An 18131-nucleotide genomic window follows, 5' to 3' on the forward strand; every position below is an offset into this window, starting at 1 on the left:
CTTCCCAGCCCTCCTCGGCAGGCCGACCGTGACAATCTTAAGGAGACCTGGACCGACCATTCCGTTTCAATAGCAGCTCTCGGGCGACAAGCGGCCATTCCGCTCGCTTTGGGTGAAGGTCTGGAAGTGGCGCCACGCAGCCTCAAGGCCCACTCCGCCTTTGCATGATGGATCAACGCAGGATCATCTCGAACACCGGAGCGTTGCGCCTCCGCACCCGCGAGGGCAATCGGAGACGGGACCAACAATGGAAGTGCGAGAGCGCAAGGGGCTGGCGGTGGTGACGGGCGCCTCCAGCGGCATCGGGTTGGAGCTGGCGAAGCTGTTTGCAGCCGATAGCTACGATCTTCTGATTGCCGCCCGCAGCGAGCACGTCCACGAGGTGGCCAGTCGGATGCGAGAGGCCGGGACCACAGTCCAGGCCTGTCAAGCCGATTTGTCGACGCCTGAAGGTGTCGAAACACTCCATGCCGCGATCCTGGCTGCTGAGCAGCCCCTTGAGGCCATCGCCATCAACGCCGGTGTCGGCCTCGGCGGTCCTTTCGTCGAGAACCGCTGGGAGGACGAGTTGAACCTCATGCGGATCAACGTCGTCGAAACAGTCCACCTCGCTAAGCTCATTGTGCCCGGCATGGTTGCCCAAGGCCGCGGTCGTATCCTGTTCACATCCTCGATCTCTGGCACCACACCGGTGCCGTTCGAGGCGGTCTATGGCGCATCTAAGGCCTTCGTTCTCTCGTTCGCCGAAGCCATTCGCAACGAGCTGCGCGACACCGGCGTCACCGTAACAGCTCTCCTGCCGGGTCAGACGGAGACCAACTTCTTCCATCACGCTGGCATGGACGATACCAGCATCGGGGCAGGTCCCAAGAGCGACCCGGCCGATGTAGCCAGAGCGGGCTACGAGGCGTTGATAGAGGGCCGGGAGAAAGTTGTAGCTGGTAGCATCGCGACGCAGTTCGAAGCTGCGGTGCTGAACCGCATCCTGCCCGACTCGATAAAGGCGGAGCGGCACAGGAAGATGTCCGAGCCGGGCGGCGCAGAGTAGCGGAGGCATTCAGAAGGCGCTGCCTGGATCTTGCTTATGATCAGCATGAGAACTCATGACCCCTTGCAGACTTTCGAGCATGTCGGCTCAGAAGTCCGCGCAGTAGTAGGATGCGGACCTGTAAGCGGCGGCCATCTTCTGACCCTGCATGTCACGCCGGCCAATGCCGATGACCACGCCCAGGTCGAGCGGCTGGCCAAGACCGTGCAGGCGGCTATCGACGACAGCGTCGAAGTCGCCTTCGTTGATCAGCTCTGTAGGGCGAATCGGAGAAGCTGTAGGTGGGGCAGGCTGTCTCTCTCGTCGGCGACGCGCAGGACGGCGTCGAGCGTTCGTTGTTCGGGCTGAAGGTTGTTTCCTTCCCGCTGCCGGACGGCTGCCTCAGCGCTTTCAGCTTCTAATTTTCCGCATTTTCTTCAAGCATCCCAACGGGCCCTCGAAGACGCCGGCCGCGAAGTCGGAGACCGTGCGGATCGGAGCCGCGGACGAGACGGGAGCGGTCACGCAGCACCGCGAGCCGCCGGACCACGCGACGCATCCGGCCCGACGCGCCGTGCGATCTCCTCAGCTGTTGGCGAGGCGGCTCAGCGTGTCGGTCAGCGTTAGAGCGAACAGGATGGCGAGCCAGAACAGGCCGGAGGCGGCGGCGAGGCGTACCAGGGTGTCGGCCAGGTCGAGCCGCATGAACAGCAGCGCCACGAGGCTGGCCTGGGTCGCGGCGATGCCGAAATTGAGGACTGTCGACCAGGGAGCAGGCGCCGCGTAGGCCGAGAACAGGCTCAAAGCCGTCAGCGCGAGCAAGAGGGCCCAGACGACGAGGCAGCGCCGCCAGATCTTCCCCACGGATTGTTGCGTGCCTGATCTCATCCGCCACGTCCGTCGAGGTAGAGCATCGGGTAGAGCACGATCCAGATCATGTCGACGAAGCCCCAGTAGAGCATCGCCACCTCGACCTGGGGGCTCTCGAACAGGAAGCCCGGCGCCCGCCACTCCTTCCAGATCAGGCGAAGGACGAGGCCGATGCCGATCGACAGGTGGATGGCGTGGATCGCGGTCGAGAGCCAGTAGAAGCCGAAGAAGAGCTGCGTCGCGGGCGCCGCGAGGGCGAAGCCGGCGCCGGGCACGAGGTGCCTCTCGATATCCTCGCGGTATTCCAGCCCCTTCACGACCATGAATGCAAGGCCGAGCAGGGCCGTCGCGGCGAGACACCCGAGCGTCAGGCGCCGCAATGCCTCCCGCTCAGAGGCCTGCGCGGCGAGCGCGGCGCAGAGGCCACTGGTGAGGAGGAGCGCGGTGTTGAGCGTGCCGTAGACGATGTTGGTTTCGCGCGCGGCGGCGGCGAAATCCGCGGCGTGCTCCAGCCGCATCGCGGTGTAGAGCAGGAACAGCGCACCGAAGAACAGCACCTCGCTGGCGATGAAGACCCAGATGCCGAAGGTCGCCCCAGCCCGCTGGTGAGCGAAGGCGCGGTCCTCCGCGAGGCGGAGTTCGTCCCACGGCTCGCGCAGGTGGCGCTTGGCGGCCGTGTCGACGACATCGCCGCCCGCGCTCACGTCAGCGCCCCCTCTTCGGCGATGCGCGGCTCGTCGCCGGGCGGCGTCGCCTCCGGGTGGTAGTCGTAGGGCGGGGCGAGGACCTGCGGATTGCCGAAGAAGTTCTGCCGCGGGGGCGGCGAGGTCGTGCGCCATTCGAGCCCGGTGGCGTTCCACGGATCGTTGAGGGCGCGGCGTCCGAAGAACAGCGACCAGGTGAGGTAGCCGAGCGGCATCAGGTAGGCCGCCGCGAGCACGGCGGCGCCCGAGGAGGAAAGGACGTTCCAGACCTGGAATTCCGGCGGATAGCTGTAGTAGCGCCGCGGCATTCCGAGATAGCCGGCGATAAATTGCGGGAAGAAGGTCAGGTTGAAGCCGAAGAACATCAGCAGGGCGGCAAAGCGCGCCCAGTTCTCCGGATACATCCGTCCCGTCACCTTCGGCCACCAGAAGTGCAGGCCGGCGAAGTAGGCGGACACCGAGGCGCCGACCATGATGTAGTGGAAGTGGGCGACGACGAAATAGGTGTCCTGCACGTGCACGTCGATCGGCACGGAGGCGAGGAACAAGCCGGTCAGCCCGCCCATGGTGAACAGGCCGAGGAAGCCGAGGGCGTAGAGCATCGGCGATTCGAAGCCGATCTGGCCGCGGTAGAGCGTGGCGGTCCAGTTGAACACCTTGATCGCCGAGGGAACCGCCACGATGAAGGACAGGAACGAGAACACCAGGGCGGCGAACGGCGACATCCCCGAGGTGAACATGTGGTGGCCCCAGGTGAAGAAGCCGATCACTGCGATCGCCACCAGGGCGTAGACCATGAAGGAGTAGCCGAAGATCCGCCGCCGGGCGTAGCAGGTGATGACCTCCGAGATCACGCCCATGGCCGGCAGGATCATGATGTACACGGCCGGGTGCGAGTAGAACCAGAACAGGTGCTGGAACAGGATCGGGTCGCCGCCGCGGGCCGGATCGAAGATCGGCAGGTTGAAGGTGCGCTCGGCGATGACGAGAACGAGCGTCAGGGCCAGCACCGGCGTGGCGAGCACGAAGATCAGGCTCGTCGTGTACATCGCCCAGACGAAGAGCGGCAGGCGGAACCACGTCATGCCGGGCGCCCGCAGGAAGTGGACCGTGGCGATGAAGTTGACGCCCGTGGCGATGGTCGAGAAGCCGGAGACGAACACGCCGAGCACGGCCAGCGTGACGAAAGTGTTCGAGAACACCGTCGAGTAGGGGACGTAGAAGGTCCAGCCGGTATCGATCCCGCCCGCCAGCACGGCCGCCAGCGTCAGCAGACCACCGGCGAGGTTGAGATACCACGAGATCAGGTTGAGCTTGGGGAAGGCGAGGTCGCGCGCGCCGATCATTAGCGGCAGCAGGAAATTCCCCATCGTCGTTGGGATTGACGGGATGAGGAAGAACCACACCATGACGATGCCGTGCAGCGAGAACAGCTTGTTGTAGGTGTCCGCGCCGACGACGTCGCCTTGCGGCGTGAACAGCTCCAGCCGCACCAGGGTCGCCGCCGCGCCGCCAATGAAGAAGAAGAACGTGATCGAAATCGCGTAGAGGATCGCGATGCGCTTGTGATCGGTGGTGAACAGCCAGGACGCGACGCTGCGCCCCTCGGCGAGGTAGCTGACCGGCAGGCCGAGATCCAGCTCGCGCGGGTTGGCCAGCGTCGAGGCGTCGGAGGAGGCGCCGCTCATCGGGCAGGGCTCCCGGCAGGATGTGGAATGCGCATCATGGCGGCGTGTCTCCCGAGGCGGGTGCGCCGGGCACCAGGGCCGGGCTGCGCAGGGATTGGTTCGGCGACGAATCCTGCGGCGTCTGGCCCGGTGCGCAGATGTTCTGGGCCGGCGTGAGGTTGAGCGAGCCGATCAGGTCGAACCGGTCGGTGCCGTGGCGGATATAGGCGGTGAGCGCCTGGATCTCGCCGTCGGAGAGCTTGCCCTCGTAGCTCGGCATGATCGGCTCGTAGCCGGCCACCACGTCGCGCTGCGGCTGGAGGATCGAGTCACGGACATAGGCCTCGTCGACACTCGCGGTGCGCCCGCCCTCCAGCGGCACCGACTGTCCCCAGATGCCGGCGAGCGAGGGCGCGTGCACCTTCGATCCCGCATTGTGGCATCCCGAGCAGCCCCGCTCGGAGAACAGCCGCTCGCCGAGTTCGGCGAGCCCGTCGCGCTCCGGCTGCTTGGTGAGCCACCGGGCGTAGTCCTGCGGCTCCATCACGATCACGCGGCCGAGCATGCGCGAGTGGTCGGTGCCGCAATACTCGGTGCAGAGCAGGTGATAGGTGCCGGTCTTGGTCGCCTGAAACCACGTCTCCGTCTGCTGATAGGGCAAGGCGTCGCGCTTCAGGCGGAAAGCCGGGACGTAGAACGAGTGGATCACGTCCTGCGAGGTCAGGAGCAGGCGCACGGGCGCGCCGACGGGGACGTGCAACTCGTTGATCTCGCGGGTGCCGCTGGGCCCTTGCGTCTTCCACATCCACTGCTTGCCGACGACGTGGATCTCGATGGCGTCCTTCGGCGGGGAGAAGGCGCCGATCTCCACCGAGGCGGCCCACCAGAAGATGAAGACGAAGATGAACAGTGTCGCGGCGGTCCAGACAACCTCGAATTCCCGCGAGACGAGGCTCGGCATCTCGCCGCGCTCGGCCGCGGAGCCGCGGCGGTACCGGATCGCGAAGGTGACGACCAGCCCGACCACGAGCAGCACGATCGCCGAGGAGATCAGGAGAAGGCCGATGAAGATCGCGTCGACCTTCGCCGCTTGAACCGAGGCCGATTCCGGCCGCAAGAAGGTGGGAATGAGGGCGTCGAGCATCAGGGCGACCCTCTCGCCGGCCCGGCGACCGCGGGTGTGTCGACGGCGCCCGGTCCGGCACCGGGGGCGAACACGGTGCTCGAGGCGCCGCCGCGGCTGCCGAGCGCGGGCGTCCGTTCCGGTTGGACCGGCGCCGCGTAGGCCGCGTTGCCGCGCTCGGCGAGGCGCCGAATCGCCTCCGTGATCGGCATGCGGGCGATCCCCTTCTTGCGGTCGATCCAGGCGTAGCCGTCGAGCTTCGTCCGCTGATCCTTGAGCATCGCCGCGAGGTCGGCCTGCGGGCTTTGCTGAAGCCGCGGCGCCGGGAAGACCCGCGCCGTCTGAACCAGGGGGCCGAGGTTCTGGCGGCTGTAGTAGTATCGCAGGCCGCCGATCGTGACGGCGGTAAAGACGACGATGAACAACCCGGTCAGCAGCAGGGGTTTGAGCCGGATATCCGGCGCCTCGGTGCCGGGCGGGGCGTGGCCGACGACGTCGTCGTGGACTCGCCTGTGGAGCTGGCCGGGGGCCGCGTCAGACATGACGGGGCCTCCCGGCGCGCCGCAAGATCAGTCGTGACACGAATCCCGAGACGAGTAGCAGCATGGGAAGGGCGACCACGGCCGCCGTCGCCGCGCCGCCCGCCTGGGCCCCGTAAGCTGGAAGAACGAGCCACGCGAAATGCAGGGCGAGGCCGATCAGCACGAGCAGGCCGACGCCGCGCAGCAGGGCCGGGCTCTTCCGGACGGACGCGAAGAGCAGGGCGAGGAAAGGTAGGATACCGCCGAGGACGAGGCTCGCGACGAGGACGCCACCCCAAGGGCTCGCACCGCGCTTCAGGTACCAGGTCGCCTTGGGCGGCAGGTCGCCGTACCACACGACGATGTAGGACATCAGCTCCAGGTAGATCACGCCGAGGAGAGCCGCGAGCATCAGGCCAGCGAGGTCGGAGGCGCCGCGGGCGTCGAGGCTCGACGGGCTTGCCAGCGCTGCGAAGGCGAGAGCCGCCAGGATCTGGTGCAGCGCGACGTCGGCGGCGAAGGCCGAGGCGTTGAAGCCGGGCTCGACCGAAAGGATCCAATCGACGGAGACGAGGCTGATCGTCAGGCCGTAGAAGCCGAGGCCGAGGCCGGCGACGAGCGGGCCGGCGCGCCCGGACAGGGACAACACCGCGAGCACCGACCAGCCGAGAAGAGCGACCGTCGCGCGCACGAGGAACAGCGTCGGGTCGAGGTAGAGGCGCAGGACATCCGGCTTAGCGCCCGTGCCGGCGGCCCAAGGGTAGGCGGACTGGAGCCCGAGGGCGACACCGAGGAAAGCGAGGGCGGCGAGCGGCACGAGGGCGGTCGCCGGCCGCAGGGCGGGCGCCAGGACCGCGCCCCATCGCCCGCCGGTCACAATATGGATCATGGCGAGGACCAGGGCGCCGAACGGCACCGCGCTCCACACGATCCAGGCGAGCAGCCAGCCGCGGAACAGGGCATCGCTCACGGCAGCTTCTCTGCGAGATCGGGAGCCTCGGCGACGCGGGCGCCCTGCGAAAGCTGCAGAGCGCGGATATAGGCTGCGATCGCCCAGCGGTCGCGCGGCTCGACCCGGTTGGCGTAGGCGTACATCACGCCGTAGCCGCGGGTGATAACATCGACGAAGTAGGCGGCCGGCGCCGCCCGCAGACGTTCCTCGTGATAGGAGGGCGGGGCGGGAAAGCCGCGCTGCACCACCATGCCGTCGCCGTGGCCGGTATAGCCGTGACAGGGCGTGCAGATCGCGTCGTAGCGCTGGCGTCCGCGCTCCAGCAAAGCGGCATCCAAGGGCGGCGGATCGCGCAAGGACGCCTCGCGGCTGAGCGCGCCGACCTCGACCGCTCCCTCGGGCGGGCGGCGGGCCTCGGCTTGGTCGGGGAAGAGTGGCGCCTTGCCGTAGACCTCGTAGCGCGCCTGCCGGCGCATCGACTGGTCCTCGCAGGCACCGAGCGAGGCGAGGAGCGGCAGCAGGAGCGGGAAGAGGCGCCTCACGGATGCATCTCTGCGACGAGCAGGGCGCCGGCCCGTTCCAGGCTCGCGCGCAGGGCGGTCGCGTCCGCATCCTTCGGCGCGACGAGGAGCAGAAATCGGTCCTGGCTCGCCCGCTCGAATTGCGGGATCGCGAAGAGCGGATGATGCAGGCGCGGCAGGCCGCAGGTCCAGAACATTGCGACGAGCCCGGCGATGGCGGCCATCAGCACCCCGAACTCGAACGGCACCAGCAGGAAGACCGGCCAGGAATGCAGCGGCCGTCCGCCCGCGTTCAGCGGGTAATCGATGACCGACGAATACCATTGCAGGGCGTACATCGCCGCCGCCGCGCCGAAACCAGCCACCGCCATCACCGGCCGCACCGGGTTGCGCTTCGGCGCGAAGGCGTCCGTGAGATCCGGTACGGGGAAGGGCGTGAAGGTGTCGAGCGCCTGGTGACCGTCGGCGGCGGCGAGCCGCATCGCCCGCACCAGCGCCTCGGGCGTGTCGAACTCGGCTAGCAGCGGGGCGCTCATGCCGTCTCCCCTCTGGCCGCGCCCGCGTCGTGGGCGAGCTGGCTGACCTCGTGAATGGAGATGATCGGAAAGATCCGCGCTAGGACCAGGAATCCGAAGGCGAACAGACCGAGCGGCGCGATCAGGATCACCACGTCGTAGAAGCTGACGTGATAGGTCCGCCACAAGCTGACGGCGTGGCCGTGCGAGAGGGTGTTCCAGACGATCAGGATGCGCTCCAGCCACATCCCGAGGTTGATCACGACCGCTATGACCGCGAGCGCCCACAGGTTGAGCCGCACGCGTGCGAACCACAGCGCCTGCGGCACGAGGCAGTTGCAGAACAGCAGGCTGTAATAGAGCCAACGGTAGTCGCCAGTGAAAAAATAAGCGATCACCGCCCGGTCGGCGTGATCGCCGCCGTACCAGCCCATGAACCACTCGGTGGCGTAGGAGAGGGTCATGACGATGCTGGCAAACAGCATCACCTTCGCCATGACGTCGAAATGGCCGGGGGTGATCACCGCCTGGAGGTTGAGGCCCCAGCGGATGACGATCGCCAGCACTACCACCATGGCGAAACCCGAATACATCGCGCCGACGACGAAGTAGGGCGGGAAGATCGATTCCTGCCAGCCGGGCATCAGGCTCGCGGCGAAGTCGAGGCCGACGATAGAGTGAACGGAGCAAACCAGCGGGACGGCCAAAGCCGCCATGGTCTTGTGGAAGGTCTCGTAGACCGCCCAGTGCCGGGCCGAGCCGCGCCAGCCGAGCGCCAGCGCGCCGTAGATCTTCCGGCCGAGGCGCGACTGCGCCCGGTCGCGCATGGTCGCGAGGTCGGGCAGCAGACCTGTGAACCAGAAGATCAACGAAAATAGGAGGTAGCTGAGGATCGCCCAGAAATCCCAGACCAGCGCCGAGCGCCATTGCGGCCAGAGATCCATGGTGTTGGGGTAGGGCGCCAGCCAGTAGGAATAGAGCGGCCGCCCGAGATGGATGATCGGGAAGATGCCGGCGATGGCAGCCGCAAACAGCGTCATCGCCTCGGCGAAGCGGTTGATCGAGGCACGCCAATGCTGGCGGGTCAGCAGCAGCATCGAGGAGATCAGCGTTCCGGCATTGCCGATGCCGATCCACCAGACGTAGTTGGCGATGGAGAAGCCCCACACCACCGTCGTGTTCACGCCCGACAGGCCGATGCCGATGGTCAGCACCGCGCCGATGGCGATCACGGTGGCGAGCACCAGCGGCAGCACGCCGAGTAAGGCGATCACCCAGGCACGGCCCGGCCCGCGCCGCTGGATCGGGTCGGCGACCGCGGCGCAGATCTCGCCATAGCCGAGGCGCTCGCGGGCGATCCAACGATGGGGCTGGGCATTCCCGCTCACGCATCGTCCTCCTTCAGGTCCGGGTTCGGCGCGCGGAGGTTCGCGAGGTAGGTCGTGCGTGGGCGGGTGTTCAGCTCCTCCATCAGCGCGTAGTGGCGCGGATCCTTGCGCAGTTCGGTGATGGCGTTGCCGGGCTTGGCGAGATCGCCGAACTGGATCGCCCGCGTCGGGCAGGCGGATTGGCAGGCTGTGGTGACGCGGCCCATCGCACGGCCGTCGCGCTCGGCCGCCTGCCGCTCGGTGGCGATGCGCTGGATGCAGTAGGTGCATTTCTCCATCACGCCGCGGGCGCGGACCGTGACGTTCGGGTTGCGCTGTGCCTTCACCGATTCCGCGCCGAGGTTCGCGTAGGGCTGGCCGTCCGCGTAGCCGAAGAAGTTGAAGCGGCGGACCTTGTAGGGGCAGTTCGCCTCGCAGAAGCGGGTGCCGACGCAGCGATTGTAGACCTGAAGGTTCAGGCCCTCGCCGTCATGGACGGAGGCCGCGACGGGGCAGACCGGCTCGCAAGGCGCGTGCTCGCAATGCATGCAGGGCACGGGCTGGAACCCGGCGCGCGGCGCCTCCGGGCCGCCCTCGTCGTAGATGTCGATCCGCAGCCAGTGCATCATCCGGCCGCGCGCGATCTCTTCCGGGCCGACCACGGGCACGTTGTTCTCGGATTGGCAGGCGACTACGCAGGCATTGCAGCCGATGCAGGCATCGGTGTCGATCACCATCGCCCAGGCATGGCCGTCCTTGTCGCCCTTCCACGCATCGAGCAGGGACGGCTGATCTGCCCCGATCCCCTTCGGCTCGGCGCTCGCCAGTGCGGCAAGGTCGATCTGCCGGAACAGTTTTCGGGTTTCGCCTTCGAGCTCGACGTAGTTCTGCGTGCGCAGGATCGTCTCGGTCCTGTCCGTCTTCGCGAGATCGACGCCGGTCACGAGCCAGGGCGAAGCGCCGCTCGCCAGACCGTAGGCATCCGTGCCGACGCCGTTGCCGATGGCGCCGGCCCGCTCGCGGCCGTAGCCGAGCGTCAGCACGCCGACGCCGTTGGCGACGCCGGACTCGATGATCACTGGCACCTCGATGGTGCGGCCGCCCGCGCTCGCGCGCACCACGTCGCCGGCCTCGAGCCCGCGCCACCCGGCCTCGGCGCGGGAGAGCGCGAGCGCGTTGCCCCAGACCTGCTTCGATATTGGCTTCGGGCATTCCTGAAGCCACGCATTGTTGGCGAAGCGCCCGTCCCAGAGGCATGGATCCGGCCGCAGCTCGACGGTGAGGCTGTCGCTCCGGCGGCTTTGCGGCAGCGGGATCAGGCGCGGCTCGCCGGGCTGTAGGGTCGGTGCGGCGGTCCCCTCGATGATCCCGTCGTGCAGGCAGCGGCGCCACCAGCCCTCGAAGTCCGCGCCCCCGCGCTGCTGCCACGTCGCCCGGACGAGAGCGTAGCCCGCCGTCGCCGTGCGGCCGGCGAACAGTGGCACGATCTCGTGGAGCGAGCGCCCATCGTAGAGCGGACGCAGAAGCGGCTGGACGAGGCTCGCGGTGCCGTCGGTCGCGCGGAGATCCGACCAGCTCTCAAGTTCGTGCGTCAGCGCTAGGTGCCAGTGAGTGGCGCCCGCGCTCTCGTCGCCGTAAAGCCCGGCATGGACGCTGAAGCGGGCGCGCACGATGCGCTTGGCGAGGTCGAGCTCGGGTGGTGCCGTGGCGACCGGATCGGCGTCGAGGATCGCGAGGCAGGTCACCGCGCCGCGGTCGAGCGCGCCGGCCAAATCAGCGAGGGTCGCGGGCGCTCGCCCCTCGATCCCGTCGGGCGGGACGATGAAGTCGACGGGCGCCCGGAGGCGCGCGTTGATCCAGTGCGCAAGCGCGTGGCCTTCCGGCGCGAGTGCGGCCCCGGCGAGCACGAGCGCGCGGCCCTCGTGCGCTTCGAGATCCTCGGCGGCCGCCTCGGCGAACAGCCGGGCCGCTTTGGGCAGTTCAGGTATGGGCAGGCCGGCGCCGAGTGCGTTCGCCACCGTCGCCAGCACCCCCGGCTGATCGAGGGGATGGACGGCCCGACGCGTGTCGGCCTTGACCCCCGTCAGAGTCAGCGCCGCCTCCGCGACGTAGAGGCGGCCGAACCGCTCCCGGTCACGGCGGCGGTCGGCGAAGGCGCTCGCGAGCCGGATCTGGTCCGGTCCGGCCCCCAGCGGGTCGGCCCCAACGCACAGGATCGTCTCGGCCCGCTCAAACCGGGGCAGGGCGCGCAGGCGTCGGCCGAAGGCAAGTTCGGCTCCGCGCTCCGCATTCCCGTCATCGACCGGCTCGTGAACGTGCCACGCCGCCTCCGGCAGCGCGCGCAGCAGCGCATCGATCTGGCGGGCGAGCGTCGGCGAGGTGACGCGGCCGGTCACGAGGTGCAGGCCGCGCCCGCGGGCAGCCTGCACCGTCGCGAGCGGCCCGCTCAGCGCCCGCTCGAACATGTCCCAGGAGGCGATGCCGCCCACCCGCTCGGTCACTGTGCGCGAGCGGTCGGGATCGTAGAGGTCGAGGATCGCGGCCTCCGCGAACACGTCCGTTGCGCCGAGGCTTGCCGGATGCAGCGGATTGCCTTCGATTTTGATCGGCCGCCCGTCGACGGCGATGGCGTGGACCCCGCGCGCCCAGCCGCTGAGCGAGAGGGTCGTGGCGTAGCGCACCGGCACGCCGGGCAGGAGCTGCTCGGGCGCCCGCACGTACGGTACGATGGTCTCGACCGGTCTGGAGCAGCCGCCCGCGGCGAGCGTGATGCCGGCGCCGAGGAGGCGCAGCGCCTCGCGGCGCGAGGGCGGCGTCAGCGGTGGCATATCGAGCACTCGCTCAGCCGCTTGGGCGATTTGATGTGGCGCTCCTCGACGAAGCGGGCACCGATCATCGCCTGATCGGCGGGTGGCTTCCAAGCCATGTCGAACACCGCCTCGTGCGGACGGAGGTTCGGCGCGGGGTCGCGATGGCAGTCGAGGCACCAGCCCATGGTGAGCGGGGCCGTCTGCCGCATCAGTTTCATGGTCTGGACGGGGCCGTGGCAGGTCGAGCAGCCGACGCCCTTGGCCACGTGGACCGAGTGATTGAAGTAGACGTAGGCCGGCAGGTTGTGGACCCGGTTCCAGGTCAGCGGGCGTCCCTCGGCGAGGCTCTGGCGCACCGGCGCCAGCATCGGCGCGTTGGTCCATTCCTGCGAGTGGCAGCTCATGCAGGTCTCGGTCGGCGGGATGCCGGCGAATGCCGCCTTCTCCACCGAGGTGTGGCAGTAGCGGCAATCGATCCCGAGGCCGCCGACATGGTGCTCATGGCTGAACGGCACCGGTTGTTCACGAGTCACGTCCTGGGCCGTCACGTAGGGGGAGCACCACAACGTGTAGGCGAGGCCGACCGCCAGAACCGGAACGGCACCGATGGACGCGAGGACAACGCGGGCGACGGTGTCCGCCCCCGGGTGGAAGATCTGCACCATCCCGACAGAGGAGCCCCTTGTCCGTTACCGTTGTTGTGATTGCCGTTTGAGGCTGCTCAGTCGCAGACGAGCCGGCAAGAACATTTGTTTCCCTCCCGCGCATCTCCGGTCTGCTGCAGTTTTTCACGAATACAGATCATCGCAAGGCGCCGAAAACAACACATTCGGTTCTAGATTTATTGGCAAGATGTAGCCGACGCGAGGGATCGTTGTTACGCCAAAGCGGCGAGATATCGTGTGCGGACAGCGAAGACGAGAGCACTTTCGTCGTCCGCGGATGGTTCAGGTAACGATCTCGTTTGCTCCGACATTCGCGGACGCATTGAACCGACGTCTCGACCGGGCCGACCTGATCGGCCTCGATCGAAGTGACTGCGCAGTTTGCGCGTCGATGACCGAACGCGGGGGCTGGAAGGAACGATCGCGATGATCCTGCGCACGAGCACGTTCGAAGTGGTAACGGGCGCCAATCTCGGGGGGATGATCGCCTTTCGAGCTGCGTGGAACAGGTCCGCGGTGCCGAGGCGAATCGCGTTGCCGCTGACAGCGCCTGCGGATCGGCCGATCTCCTCGCAACGCGAGCGCAAGAAGGTTGAGATGCTGTTTGCCCACCTCAGACGGTTCCTGAAGTGGGATCGACTCTGAGTACGGGGACCGAACGGGGCCTGGGACGAGTTCCACCTCGCCGCGGCGTCCCAGAACCTCAGGAAGTGCGCCAAGCCGATCCCGCTTCAGCAGTTCATCCCGGCCTGATCGATCAGGATCGCTCTCGCGTCGGACCGGCGCGTTCGTCCGTTGAGCGCTCGATCCAGATCCGACGCGAGTTTTTCATCGAAATCGGCGCGTCGCAGATCAAGACGAGCGCGAACTCCTGACCCCAAGCGGGCATTCGACGTGCTGCCGCTAAAGGTCCGGATGGGGGCGGCAACCAGACCTTGGCGCTTCGTCCGGCAGCAGACGTTCCGTGTCTGACCCATGTCGATCGCCAATCGAGCTGCTCAGCCTGCTTGGAAGCGGACGCAGATGCGCTCGGCTGGAAGATGATCCGCTTCGAGCGAGAATGTGGCATCGCATGTCACACTCAAGTCGCTTGGCTCGTCATGGCTTTGAGCGTCGATCACTGGCACTCCGAGCACAAGGAAAAGACATGAGCAAGAACAGGCGACTGGTCTGGAACGAGGTAGCCCCGCAGGGTGCAAAAGCGCTGTATGGCATCCACCACTACATAACCACCGGCACCGATCTACCCCATGAGTTGATCCACCTCATCTTCCTGCGGGTGTCACAGATCAATGGCTGTGCGCACTGCATCGACCTGCACACGAGAGACCTTCTCAAGACGATGCCGCTCGAGAAGGTCGTCTTGGTTTCTGTGTGGGCTGAGGTGCCCCACTTGTTTTCTGAACAGTACCGCGCCGCTCTCGCCTGGGCGGAGGAAGTCACGCTGATCAGCGAGACCCACGCCTCCGATGAAGCCTATGCCGCCGCTAACACTGTCTTTACGGCCAAGGATCTCGTCGACCTGACGATCACCATCGCCGCGATGAACGCATTTAACCGCCTCGGCGCACCCTTCCGCCTCCCGGTCCAGGCGAAGGCCTAGTCGGCTCTGCCGCTCCGTAAGGGGCCAGCACCGTTCCGTTCACGCCGATGTCAATCGATTCCTGACCGCAGGTCCACGTGTCACCCCACTGACTTTCCCGGGGCATGTCACATCGGGCTCACCTACCTCGTCCTTTGTTCGACGGGCGCCTGAAAGCGGCGAGGAGCTGCCCAGTCCGTTCTCGAACAAGGAAGCGGGTGCCATGAAGATCGTGGTGATTGGCGGAAGCGGCCTCATAGGGCGTCACCTGACGGCCGAACTTTCGCGACAGGAACATGAGGCCATCGCTGCCTCGCCGAGCAGCGGGGTGAATGCGCTGACGGGCGAGGGCTTGGCCGGGGTTCTTGCCGGAGCCGACATCGTCGTCGACGTGTCGAACTCTCCGTCCTTCGAGGACGTGGCAGTGCTCGACTTCTTCGAGCGCTCTGGCCGCAACCTCCTCGCCGCGGAGCGCGAGGCGGGTGTGAAGCATCACGTCGCCCTATCCATCGTCGGCACGGACCGCCTGAGGGGGAACGGCTACTTCCGGGCCAAGGTGGCGCAGGAAGCGCTCGTCAAGGCCTCCGGCATCCCCTTCACCATCGTGCGGGCGACGCAATTCTTCGAGTTCGTCGCCACCATCGCCGAAGGATCGGTCGACGGCACCCGCCTCGTCGTGCCCAATGCGGACTTTCAGCCCATCGCCGCCGCCGATGTCGCCGTAGCGCTCGCCGATGTCGCGCTCGCTCCACCACGCAACGCGACGATCGAGATCGCCGGGCCAGACCGCCTTCCGTTCCGCGACTTCGTCGCCCACTGGATTGCGTCCACCGGCGACCGTCGGGAGGTGCAGGCCGACAGGGCGGCGCGCTACTTCGGCGCCGAGCTCGATACGGGGTCGCTTGTTCCCGAGCATGCGGAAGCGGCGCGGCTTGGGCCGACGCGGTTTGAGAGCTGGCTCGCTTCCGCCTGAACCGCTGCACTTTTCTATATACTAAGAAAGAACCCCTGCTATGTTCAGAACATATCTTCTGGGAGCCCTCTTTGCCGTCTCCGCCGTTACTGCGGTGGTGGCTGATGTTGCGAGGGGCGAGGCCCGCGTCACGACGATCTTCGACCATCCGCTGCCTTCGGTTCCTGGCAAGAGCCTGCGCGGCGTCCTCGTTGAGTACGGTCCGGGCGGCTCCTCACCGTCCCACACCCACGCCGCATCTGCCTTCATCACGGCAACTGTGATCGAGGGTGCGGTGCGCAGTCGGATCAACGACGGCCCAGAGAAGGTCTTCCGCGTCGGCGAGAGCTTTGTCGAAATGCCCGGTGATCACCACGGTGTCAGCGCCAATGCCAGTGATGTCGAGCCCTCCAAGCTCCTCGCCGTCTTCGTCGTGGATACGGCCGACCGGGCATTGACGATGCCGGACCGGCCGTAGCAACGGCGGCGCGGGAACGCACCTGTTCAAGGCGGCAAGGATAACCGATGGTCGTCCACATCTGCTCAAGCGACTTTGTTTTCTAGGAAGGGCCATGTCGCAGGCCGAAATCGCCACGGTGACCTTCGAGACCCATCGCGCGCGGCTTCTGCGCATCGCCTACCGCATGCTTGGCTCGCGCAGCGAAGCGGAGGATGTCGTGCAGAATGCCTGGCTGCGCTGGGTGGCGGTGGACCAGACGAAGGTCGCTGCTCCTTATCCGTTTCTCGCGCGCATCGTTACGCGCCTCTGCCTCGACGAGATGAAGTCGGCCCGCGCCCGCCGGGAGACCTACGTCGGCGCTTGGCTGCCTGAGCCACTCGTCGAAAAAGATGATGATGGAGTGGACGAAGATGACCTGACATTGACGCTGATGATGGCGCTGGAGCGCCTGTCGCCGCTTGAGCGGGCGGCATTCCTCCTCCACGACGTCTTTGGGGTGCCGCTCGGCGAGGTGGCGAACACACTCGACCGGGAGGCGGCGGCTGTGCGCCAACTCGCCGTCCGGGCACGGCGGAACGTGCAGACTGCGCGTCCGCGCTTCCCTGTAGAGCGCGAAGAGGGCGAGCGGATCGCACGCGCCTTCTTCGCGGCGTCCACCAGCGGCGACACCGCAGCGCTGCGAACCATTCTCGCCGACAACGCGGTGCTGCACTCGGATGGCGGCGGCAAGGTTCTGGCCTTCATCAACCCCATCACTGGATTGGACCGTCTCCTGCGCATGTTCGAGGGTGTGCGGCGCAAATGGGGACAAGACTGGGCGCAGATGCTCGAACCTGTCTGGATCGACGGCTTGCCCGGCTATGTCAGCCGCGAACGCGGCAATGTTCTCCAAACCACTGCACTCGCCATTGAGGACGGCCGGATCACTGCGATCTACATCACCCGCAATCCGGACAAGCTCCGCCACGTCGCGCAGGCTCTCGCGGTGAGACCGAATCCAACCTCGCGGACGCAGTGATCAGGCAGCGGGCGTCCCCGAGTCGCTCCACTCGACATTCAGCTTCGCACTCTTGGCCCCAAGCGGACTCTGGGGTGACGGCCGCTAAAGGACCGGATGGGGTGGGAAGCCGTCGTTCAGTATCTGCCTGCTGAACGACGGCTTTGTGCCCAAATGCCAACTTCAATCGACGGCCAAGGGCCGGCATTCGGTTCCTGAGGTTGTCCGTCCGGTGTCAGAAGCTGCCGCCCCCCAGCAGTCGTTCCACCGCTGGGGTGAACAGCGAGCTTGACGGGGCGGAGCAGGCGAGCGTGATTCTCTCAATTCGGGATCAGCTCCCGCGCGGGGCCTCCCGTCTCCTGTCCTCGACCGCGGGCGTAGGGCGGTAGGGCGGGGTTGTTGGCGTTGGCCGAGTCCGTGTCGGTCTCAAAGAATTCGCGGCGCTGCGCCGCACCGGCCGTCCAATCGGAGGCGAGTGCGGAGATGCAGAGGCCCGAACAGACCCGCTCCGGCGCGACGGTCTTCGCACTGGCGCCGGCGCTGGCCAGTATACCGACGGCCGCGAACAGGACGAGAGCTTTGTGCTTGATGCTGTACATGTCAGGCTCCTCGAATTTCCTACCGAACATTGGGCTCGGCCTGGCGACGACCTGACAGACGCCGCTTTTCGAGGATTATTCCGTGCACAGTTTAAAAAAATCGCGGCTTCATCGTTCCGCGCCGGGCCTGCGGTGCAACGAAGAAAAAATCCGGAGGGCTTGGAATAAACGTCGAGAAACGGCGTCTCTGCTCCCATGCCGTCGCCGGGCACCCCTGCCGCGGGCAACCCGGCATAGGAAAGTCCGCGCATGTCAGGAGACTGGCCGTGAGCGATATGGTCCGCCTCATCGAGCCGCTCATCCCGGCGCTACGCCGTTATGCCCGCGCGCTCCTGCGCAACCCGACCGATGCCGACGACCTCGTGCAGGACTGCTTGGAGCGCGCCATCGGCCGCTGGCATCAGCGCCGGGCGGACGGTGACGTGCGCACGTGGCTCTACGCCATCCTCCACAATCTCGCCGTGAGCCAGATGCGCCAGCGCGCTCGCCGCGGCATGTCCCTGCCCGTCGAGGACGCCCCTGAGGCGGTCCTCGCGGTCGCCCCGAACCAGCATGAGGGCCTGCTCCAGCGCGACCTGACGGCGGCGCTCGATGCGCTGCCGGCAGAACAGCGCGGGGTACTGCTGCTCGTGAGCGTCGAGGGGCTGTCCTACGCCGAGGCGGCCCAGGTGCTCGCCATCCCGATCGGGACGGTGATGTCGCGTCTGGCGCGGGCCCGCGACCGCATGATCCAGCTCATGGACGGGGAGCGCACATCCGCCCCCGCCGGGCGTCCGCTGCTCAGGAGGGTGAAGTGACC

19 protein-coding genes and 2 pseudogenes are annotated in these 18131 nt (G+C 67.0%); 9 read left to right on the top strand and 12 right to left on the bottom strand.

Annotated features, from left to right (window positions below; translation table 11 throughout):
• The first annotated feature begins 247 nt into the window (after positions 1 to 247).
• Positions 248 to 1048, top strand: coding sequence for an SDR family oxidoreductase (locus LPC10_RS05415; RefSeq protein WP_231345787.1), 801 nt, complete (start codon positions 248 to 250; stop codon positions 1046 to 1048).
• 129 nt (positions 1049 to 1177) lie between these two features.
• A pseudogene (locus LPC10_RS05420) lies at positions 1178 to 1300 on the top strand (IS5/IS1182 family transposase); the annotation flags it as partial.
• Between the two features lie 312 nt (positions 1301 to 1612).
• Here LPC10_RS05420 and LPC10_RS05425 read toward each other — a convergent pair.
• The 11 genes from LPC10_RS05425 to LPC10_RS05475 are packed head-to-tail and all read right to left on the bottom strand — an operon-like array spanning position 1613 to position 12742.
• Positions 1613 to 1915, bottom strand: coding sequence for a cytochrome C oxidase subunit IV family protein (locus LPC10_RS05425; protein WP_231345788.1), 303 nt, complete (start codon positions 1913 to 1915; stop codon positions 1613 to 1615).
• Positions 1912 to 2601, bottom strand: coding sequence for a cytochrome c oxidase subunit 3 (locus LPC10_RS05430; protein WP_231345789.1), 690 nt, complete (start codon positions 2599 to 2601; stop codon positions 1912 to 1914). The genes LPC10_RS05425 and LPC10_RS05430 overlap by 4 nt, the downstream gene beginning before the upstream one ends.
• Positions 2598 to 4289 carry a cytochrome c oxidase subunit I gene (ctaD, locus tag LPC10_RS05435; protein WP_231345790.1) on the bottom strand — a complete coding sequence of 564 codons (1692 nt, stop codon included), beginning with the start codon at positions 4287 to 4289 and terminating at the stop codon, positions 2598 to 2600. The genes LPC10_RS05430 and ctaD overlap by 4 nt, the downstream gene beginning before the upstream one ends.
• A gap of 34 nt (positions 4290 to 4323) precedes the next feature.
• Positions 4324 to 5412 carry a cytochrome c oxidase subunit II gene (coxB, locus tag LPC10_RS05440; RefSeq protein WP_231345791.1) on the bottom strand — a complete coding sequence of 363 codons (1089 nt, stop codon included), beginning with the start codon at positions 5410 to 5412 and terminating at the stop codon, positions 4324 to 4326.
• Positions 5412 to 5933 (bottom strand): hypothetical protein, encoded by a 522-nt coding sequence (locus LPC10_RS05445; RefSeq protein WP_231345792.1) that lies wholly within the window; start codon positions 5931 to 5933, stop codon positions 5412 to 5414. The genes coxB and LPC10_RS05445 overlap by 1 nt, the downstream gene beginning before the upstream one ends.
• On the bottom strand, positions 5926 to 6882 hold the full coding sequence (locus LPC10_RS05450) for a hypothetical protein (protein WP_108938306.1): 957 nt from the start codon (positions 6880 to 6882) through the stop codon (positions 5926 to 5928). The genes LPC10_RS05445 and LPC10_RS05450 overlap by 8 nt, the downstream gene beginning before the upstream one ends.
• Positions 6879 to 7406, bottom strand: a complete 528-nt coding sequence (locus LPC10_RS05455) for a cytochrome c (RefSeq protein ID WP_108938307.1) — start codon at positions 7404 to 7406, stop codon at positions 6879 to 6881. The genes LPC10_RS05450 and LPC10_RS05455 overlap by 4 nt, the downstream gene beginning before the upstream one ends.
• Positions 7403 to 7921 (bottom strand): DUF3341 domain-containing protein, encoded by a 519-nt coding sequence (locus tag LPC10_RS05460; protein WP_108938308.1) that lies wholly within the window; start codon positions 7919 to 7921, stop codon positions 7403 to 7405. Before LPC10_RS05460 ends, LPC10_RS05455 begins: the two co-directional genes overlap by 4 nt.
• Positions 7918 to 9288 carry an NrfD/PsrC family molybdoenzyme membrane anchor subunit gene (nrfD, locus tag LPC10_RS05465; protein WP_231345793.1) on the bottom strand — a complete coding sequence of 457 codons (1371 nt, stop codon included), beginning with the start codon at positions 9286 to 9288 and terminating at the stop codon, positions 7918 to 7920. Before nrfD ends, LPC10_RS05460 begins: the two co-directional genes overlap by 4 nt.
• Complete coding sequence (locus tag LPC10_RS05470) at positions 9285 to 12095, bottom strand: 4Fe-4S dicluster domain-containing protein (RefSeq protein ID WP_231345794.1); 2811 nt, start codon at positions 12093 to 12095, stop codon at positions 9285 to 9287. Before LPC10_RS05470 ends, nrfD begins: the two co-directional genes overlap by 4 nt.
• Positions 12083 to 12742 (bottom strand): cytochrome c3 family protein, encoded by a 660-nt coding sequence (locus LPC10_RS05475; RefSeq protein WP_231345795.1) that lies wholly within the window; start codon positions 12740 to 12742, stop codon positions 12083 to 12085. Before LPC10_RS05475 ends, LPC10_RS05470 begins: the two co-directional genes overlap by 13 nt.
• A gap of 561 nt (positions 12743 to 13303) precedes the next feature.
• Here LPC10_RS05475 and LPC10_RS05480 point away from each other — a divergent pair.
• The 6 genes and pseudogenes from LPC10_RS05480 to LPC10_RS05505 all read left to right on the top strand — a co-directional run.
• Positions 13304 to 13495 (top strand): annotated as a pseudogene (locus LPC10_RS05480) (IS5/IS1182 family transposase); the annotation flags it as partial.
• Complete coding sequence (locus LPC10_RS05485) at positions 13453 to 13617, top strand: hypothetical protein (protein WP_231347153.1); 165 nt, start codon at positions 13453 to 13455, stop codon at positions 13615 to 13617. The pseudogene LPC10_RS05480 and the gene LPC10_RS05485, both read left to right, overlap by 43 nt.
• A gap of 272 nt (positions 13618 to 13889) precedes the next feature.
• The gene (locus LPC10_RS05490; protein ID WP_231345796.1) at positions 13890 to 14345 is read left to right on the top strand and encodes a carboxymuconolactone decarboxylase family protein; all 456 of its coding nucleotides are present in this window, start codon (positions 13890 to 13892) and stop codon (positions 14343 to 14345) included.
• 202 nt (positions 14346 to 14547) lie between these two features.
• Positions 14548 to 15297 carry an SDR family oxidoreductase gene (locus LPC10_RS05495; protein ID WP_231345797.1) on the top strand — a complete coding sequence of 250 codons (750 nt, stop codon included), beginning with the start codon at positions 14548 to 14550 and terminating at the stop codon, positions 15295 to 15297.
• Between the two features lie 40 nt (positions 15298 to 15337).
• Entirely contained in the window at positions 15338 to 15754 is a 417-nt protein-coding gene (locus LPC10_RS05500) for a cupin domain-containing protein (protein WP_231345798.1), read from the top strand.
• Between the two features lie 94 nt (positions 15755 to 15848).
• Positions 15849 to 16754 carry a sigma-70 family RNA polymerase sigma factor gene (locus LPC10_RS05505; RefSeq protein ID WP_231345799.1) on the top strand — a complete coding sequence of 302 codons (906 nt, stop codon included), beginning with the start codon at positions 15849 to 15851 and terminating at the stop codon, positions 16752 to 16754.
• A 299-nt stretch (positions 16755 to 17053) separates the two neighbouring features.
• Here the strand turns inward: LPC10_RS05505 and LPC10_RS05510 are convergent, their stop codons facing one another.
• Positions 17054 to 17332 carry a hypothetical protein gene (locus LPC10_RS05510; RefSeq protein ID WP_231345800.1) on the bottom strand — a complete coding sequence of 93 codons (279 nt, stop codon included), beginning with the start codon at positions 17330 to 17332 and terminating at the stop codon, positions 17054 to 17056.
• A gap of 266 nt (positions 17333 to 17598) precedes the next feature.
• Between LPC10_RS05510 and LPC10_RS05515 the strand changes: the two genes are divergently transcribed.
• A complete protein-coding gene (locus LPC10_RS05515) occupies positions 17599 to 18129 on the top strand; it encodes an RNA polymerase sigma factor (RefSeq protein WP_231345801.1) in 531 nt (176 codons plus the stop codon).
• Positions 18130 to 18131: the final 2 nt, after the last annotated feature.

The organism is Methylorubrum sp. B1-46 (assembly GCF_021117295.1).
In the GTDB taxonomy this organism is placed as follows: Bacteria; Pseudomonadota; Alphaproteobacteria; order Rhizobiales; family Beijerinckiaceae; genus Methylobacterium.

Excerpts from the sequence above, each read along its gene's own strand:
- LPC10_RS05415 (WP_231345787.1), top strand. The coding sequence starts at position 248 with ATGGAAGTGCGAGAGCGCAAGGGGCTGGCGGTGGTGACGGGCGCCTCC.
- LPC10_RS05425 (WP_231345788.1), bottom strand. The coding sequence starts at position 1,915 with ATGAGATCAGGCACGCAACAATCCGTGGGGAAGATCTGGCGGCGCTGC.
- ctaD (WP_231345790.1), bottom strand. The coding sequence starts at position 4,289 with ATGAGCGGCGCCTCCTCCGACGCCTCGACGCTGGCCAACCCGCGCGAG.
- coxB (WP_231345791.1), bottom strand. The coding sequence starts at position 5,412 with ATGCTCGACGCCCTCATTCCCACCTTCTTGCGGCCGGAATCGGCCTCG.
- LPC10_RS05445 (WP_231345792.1), bottom strand. The coding sequence starts at position 5,933 with ATGTCTGACGCGGCCCCCGGCCAGCTCCACAGGCGAGTCCACGACGAC.
- LPC10_RS05460 (WP_108938308.1), bottom strand. The coding sequence starts at position 7,921 with ATGAGCGCCCCGCTGCTAGCCGAGTTCGACACGCCCGAGGCGCTGGTG.
- LPC10_RS05470 (WP_231345794.1), bottom strand. The coding sequence starts at position 12,095 with ATGCCACCGCTGACGCCGCCCTCGCGCCGCGAGGCGCTGCGCCTCCTC.
- LPC10_RS05475 (WP_231345795.1), bottom strand. The coding sequence starts at position 12,742 with ATGGTGCAGATCTTCCACCCGGGGGCGGACACCGTCGCCCGCGTTGTC.
- LPC10_RS05490 (WP_231345796.1), top strand. The coding sequence starts at position 13,890 with ATGAGCAAGAACAGGCGACTGGTCTGGAACGAGGTAGCCCCGCAGGGT.
- LPC10_RS05495 (WP_231345797.1), top strand. The coding sequence starts at position 14,548 with ATGAAGATCGTGGTGATTGGCGGAAGCGGCCTCATAGGGCGTCACCTG.
- LPC10_RS05500 (WP_231345798.1), top strand. The coding sequence starts at position 15,338 with ATGTTCAGAACATATCTTCTGGGAGCCCTCTTTGCCGTCTCCGCCGTT.
- LPC10_RS05505 (WP_231345799.1), top strand. The coding sequence starts at position 15,849 with ATGTCGCAGGCCGAAATCGCCACGGTGACCTTCGAGACCCATCGCGCG.
- LPC10_RS05510 (WP_231345800.1), bottom strand. The coding sequence starts at position 17,332 with ATGTACAGCATCAAGCACAAAGCTCTCGTCCTGTTCGCGGCCGTCGGT.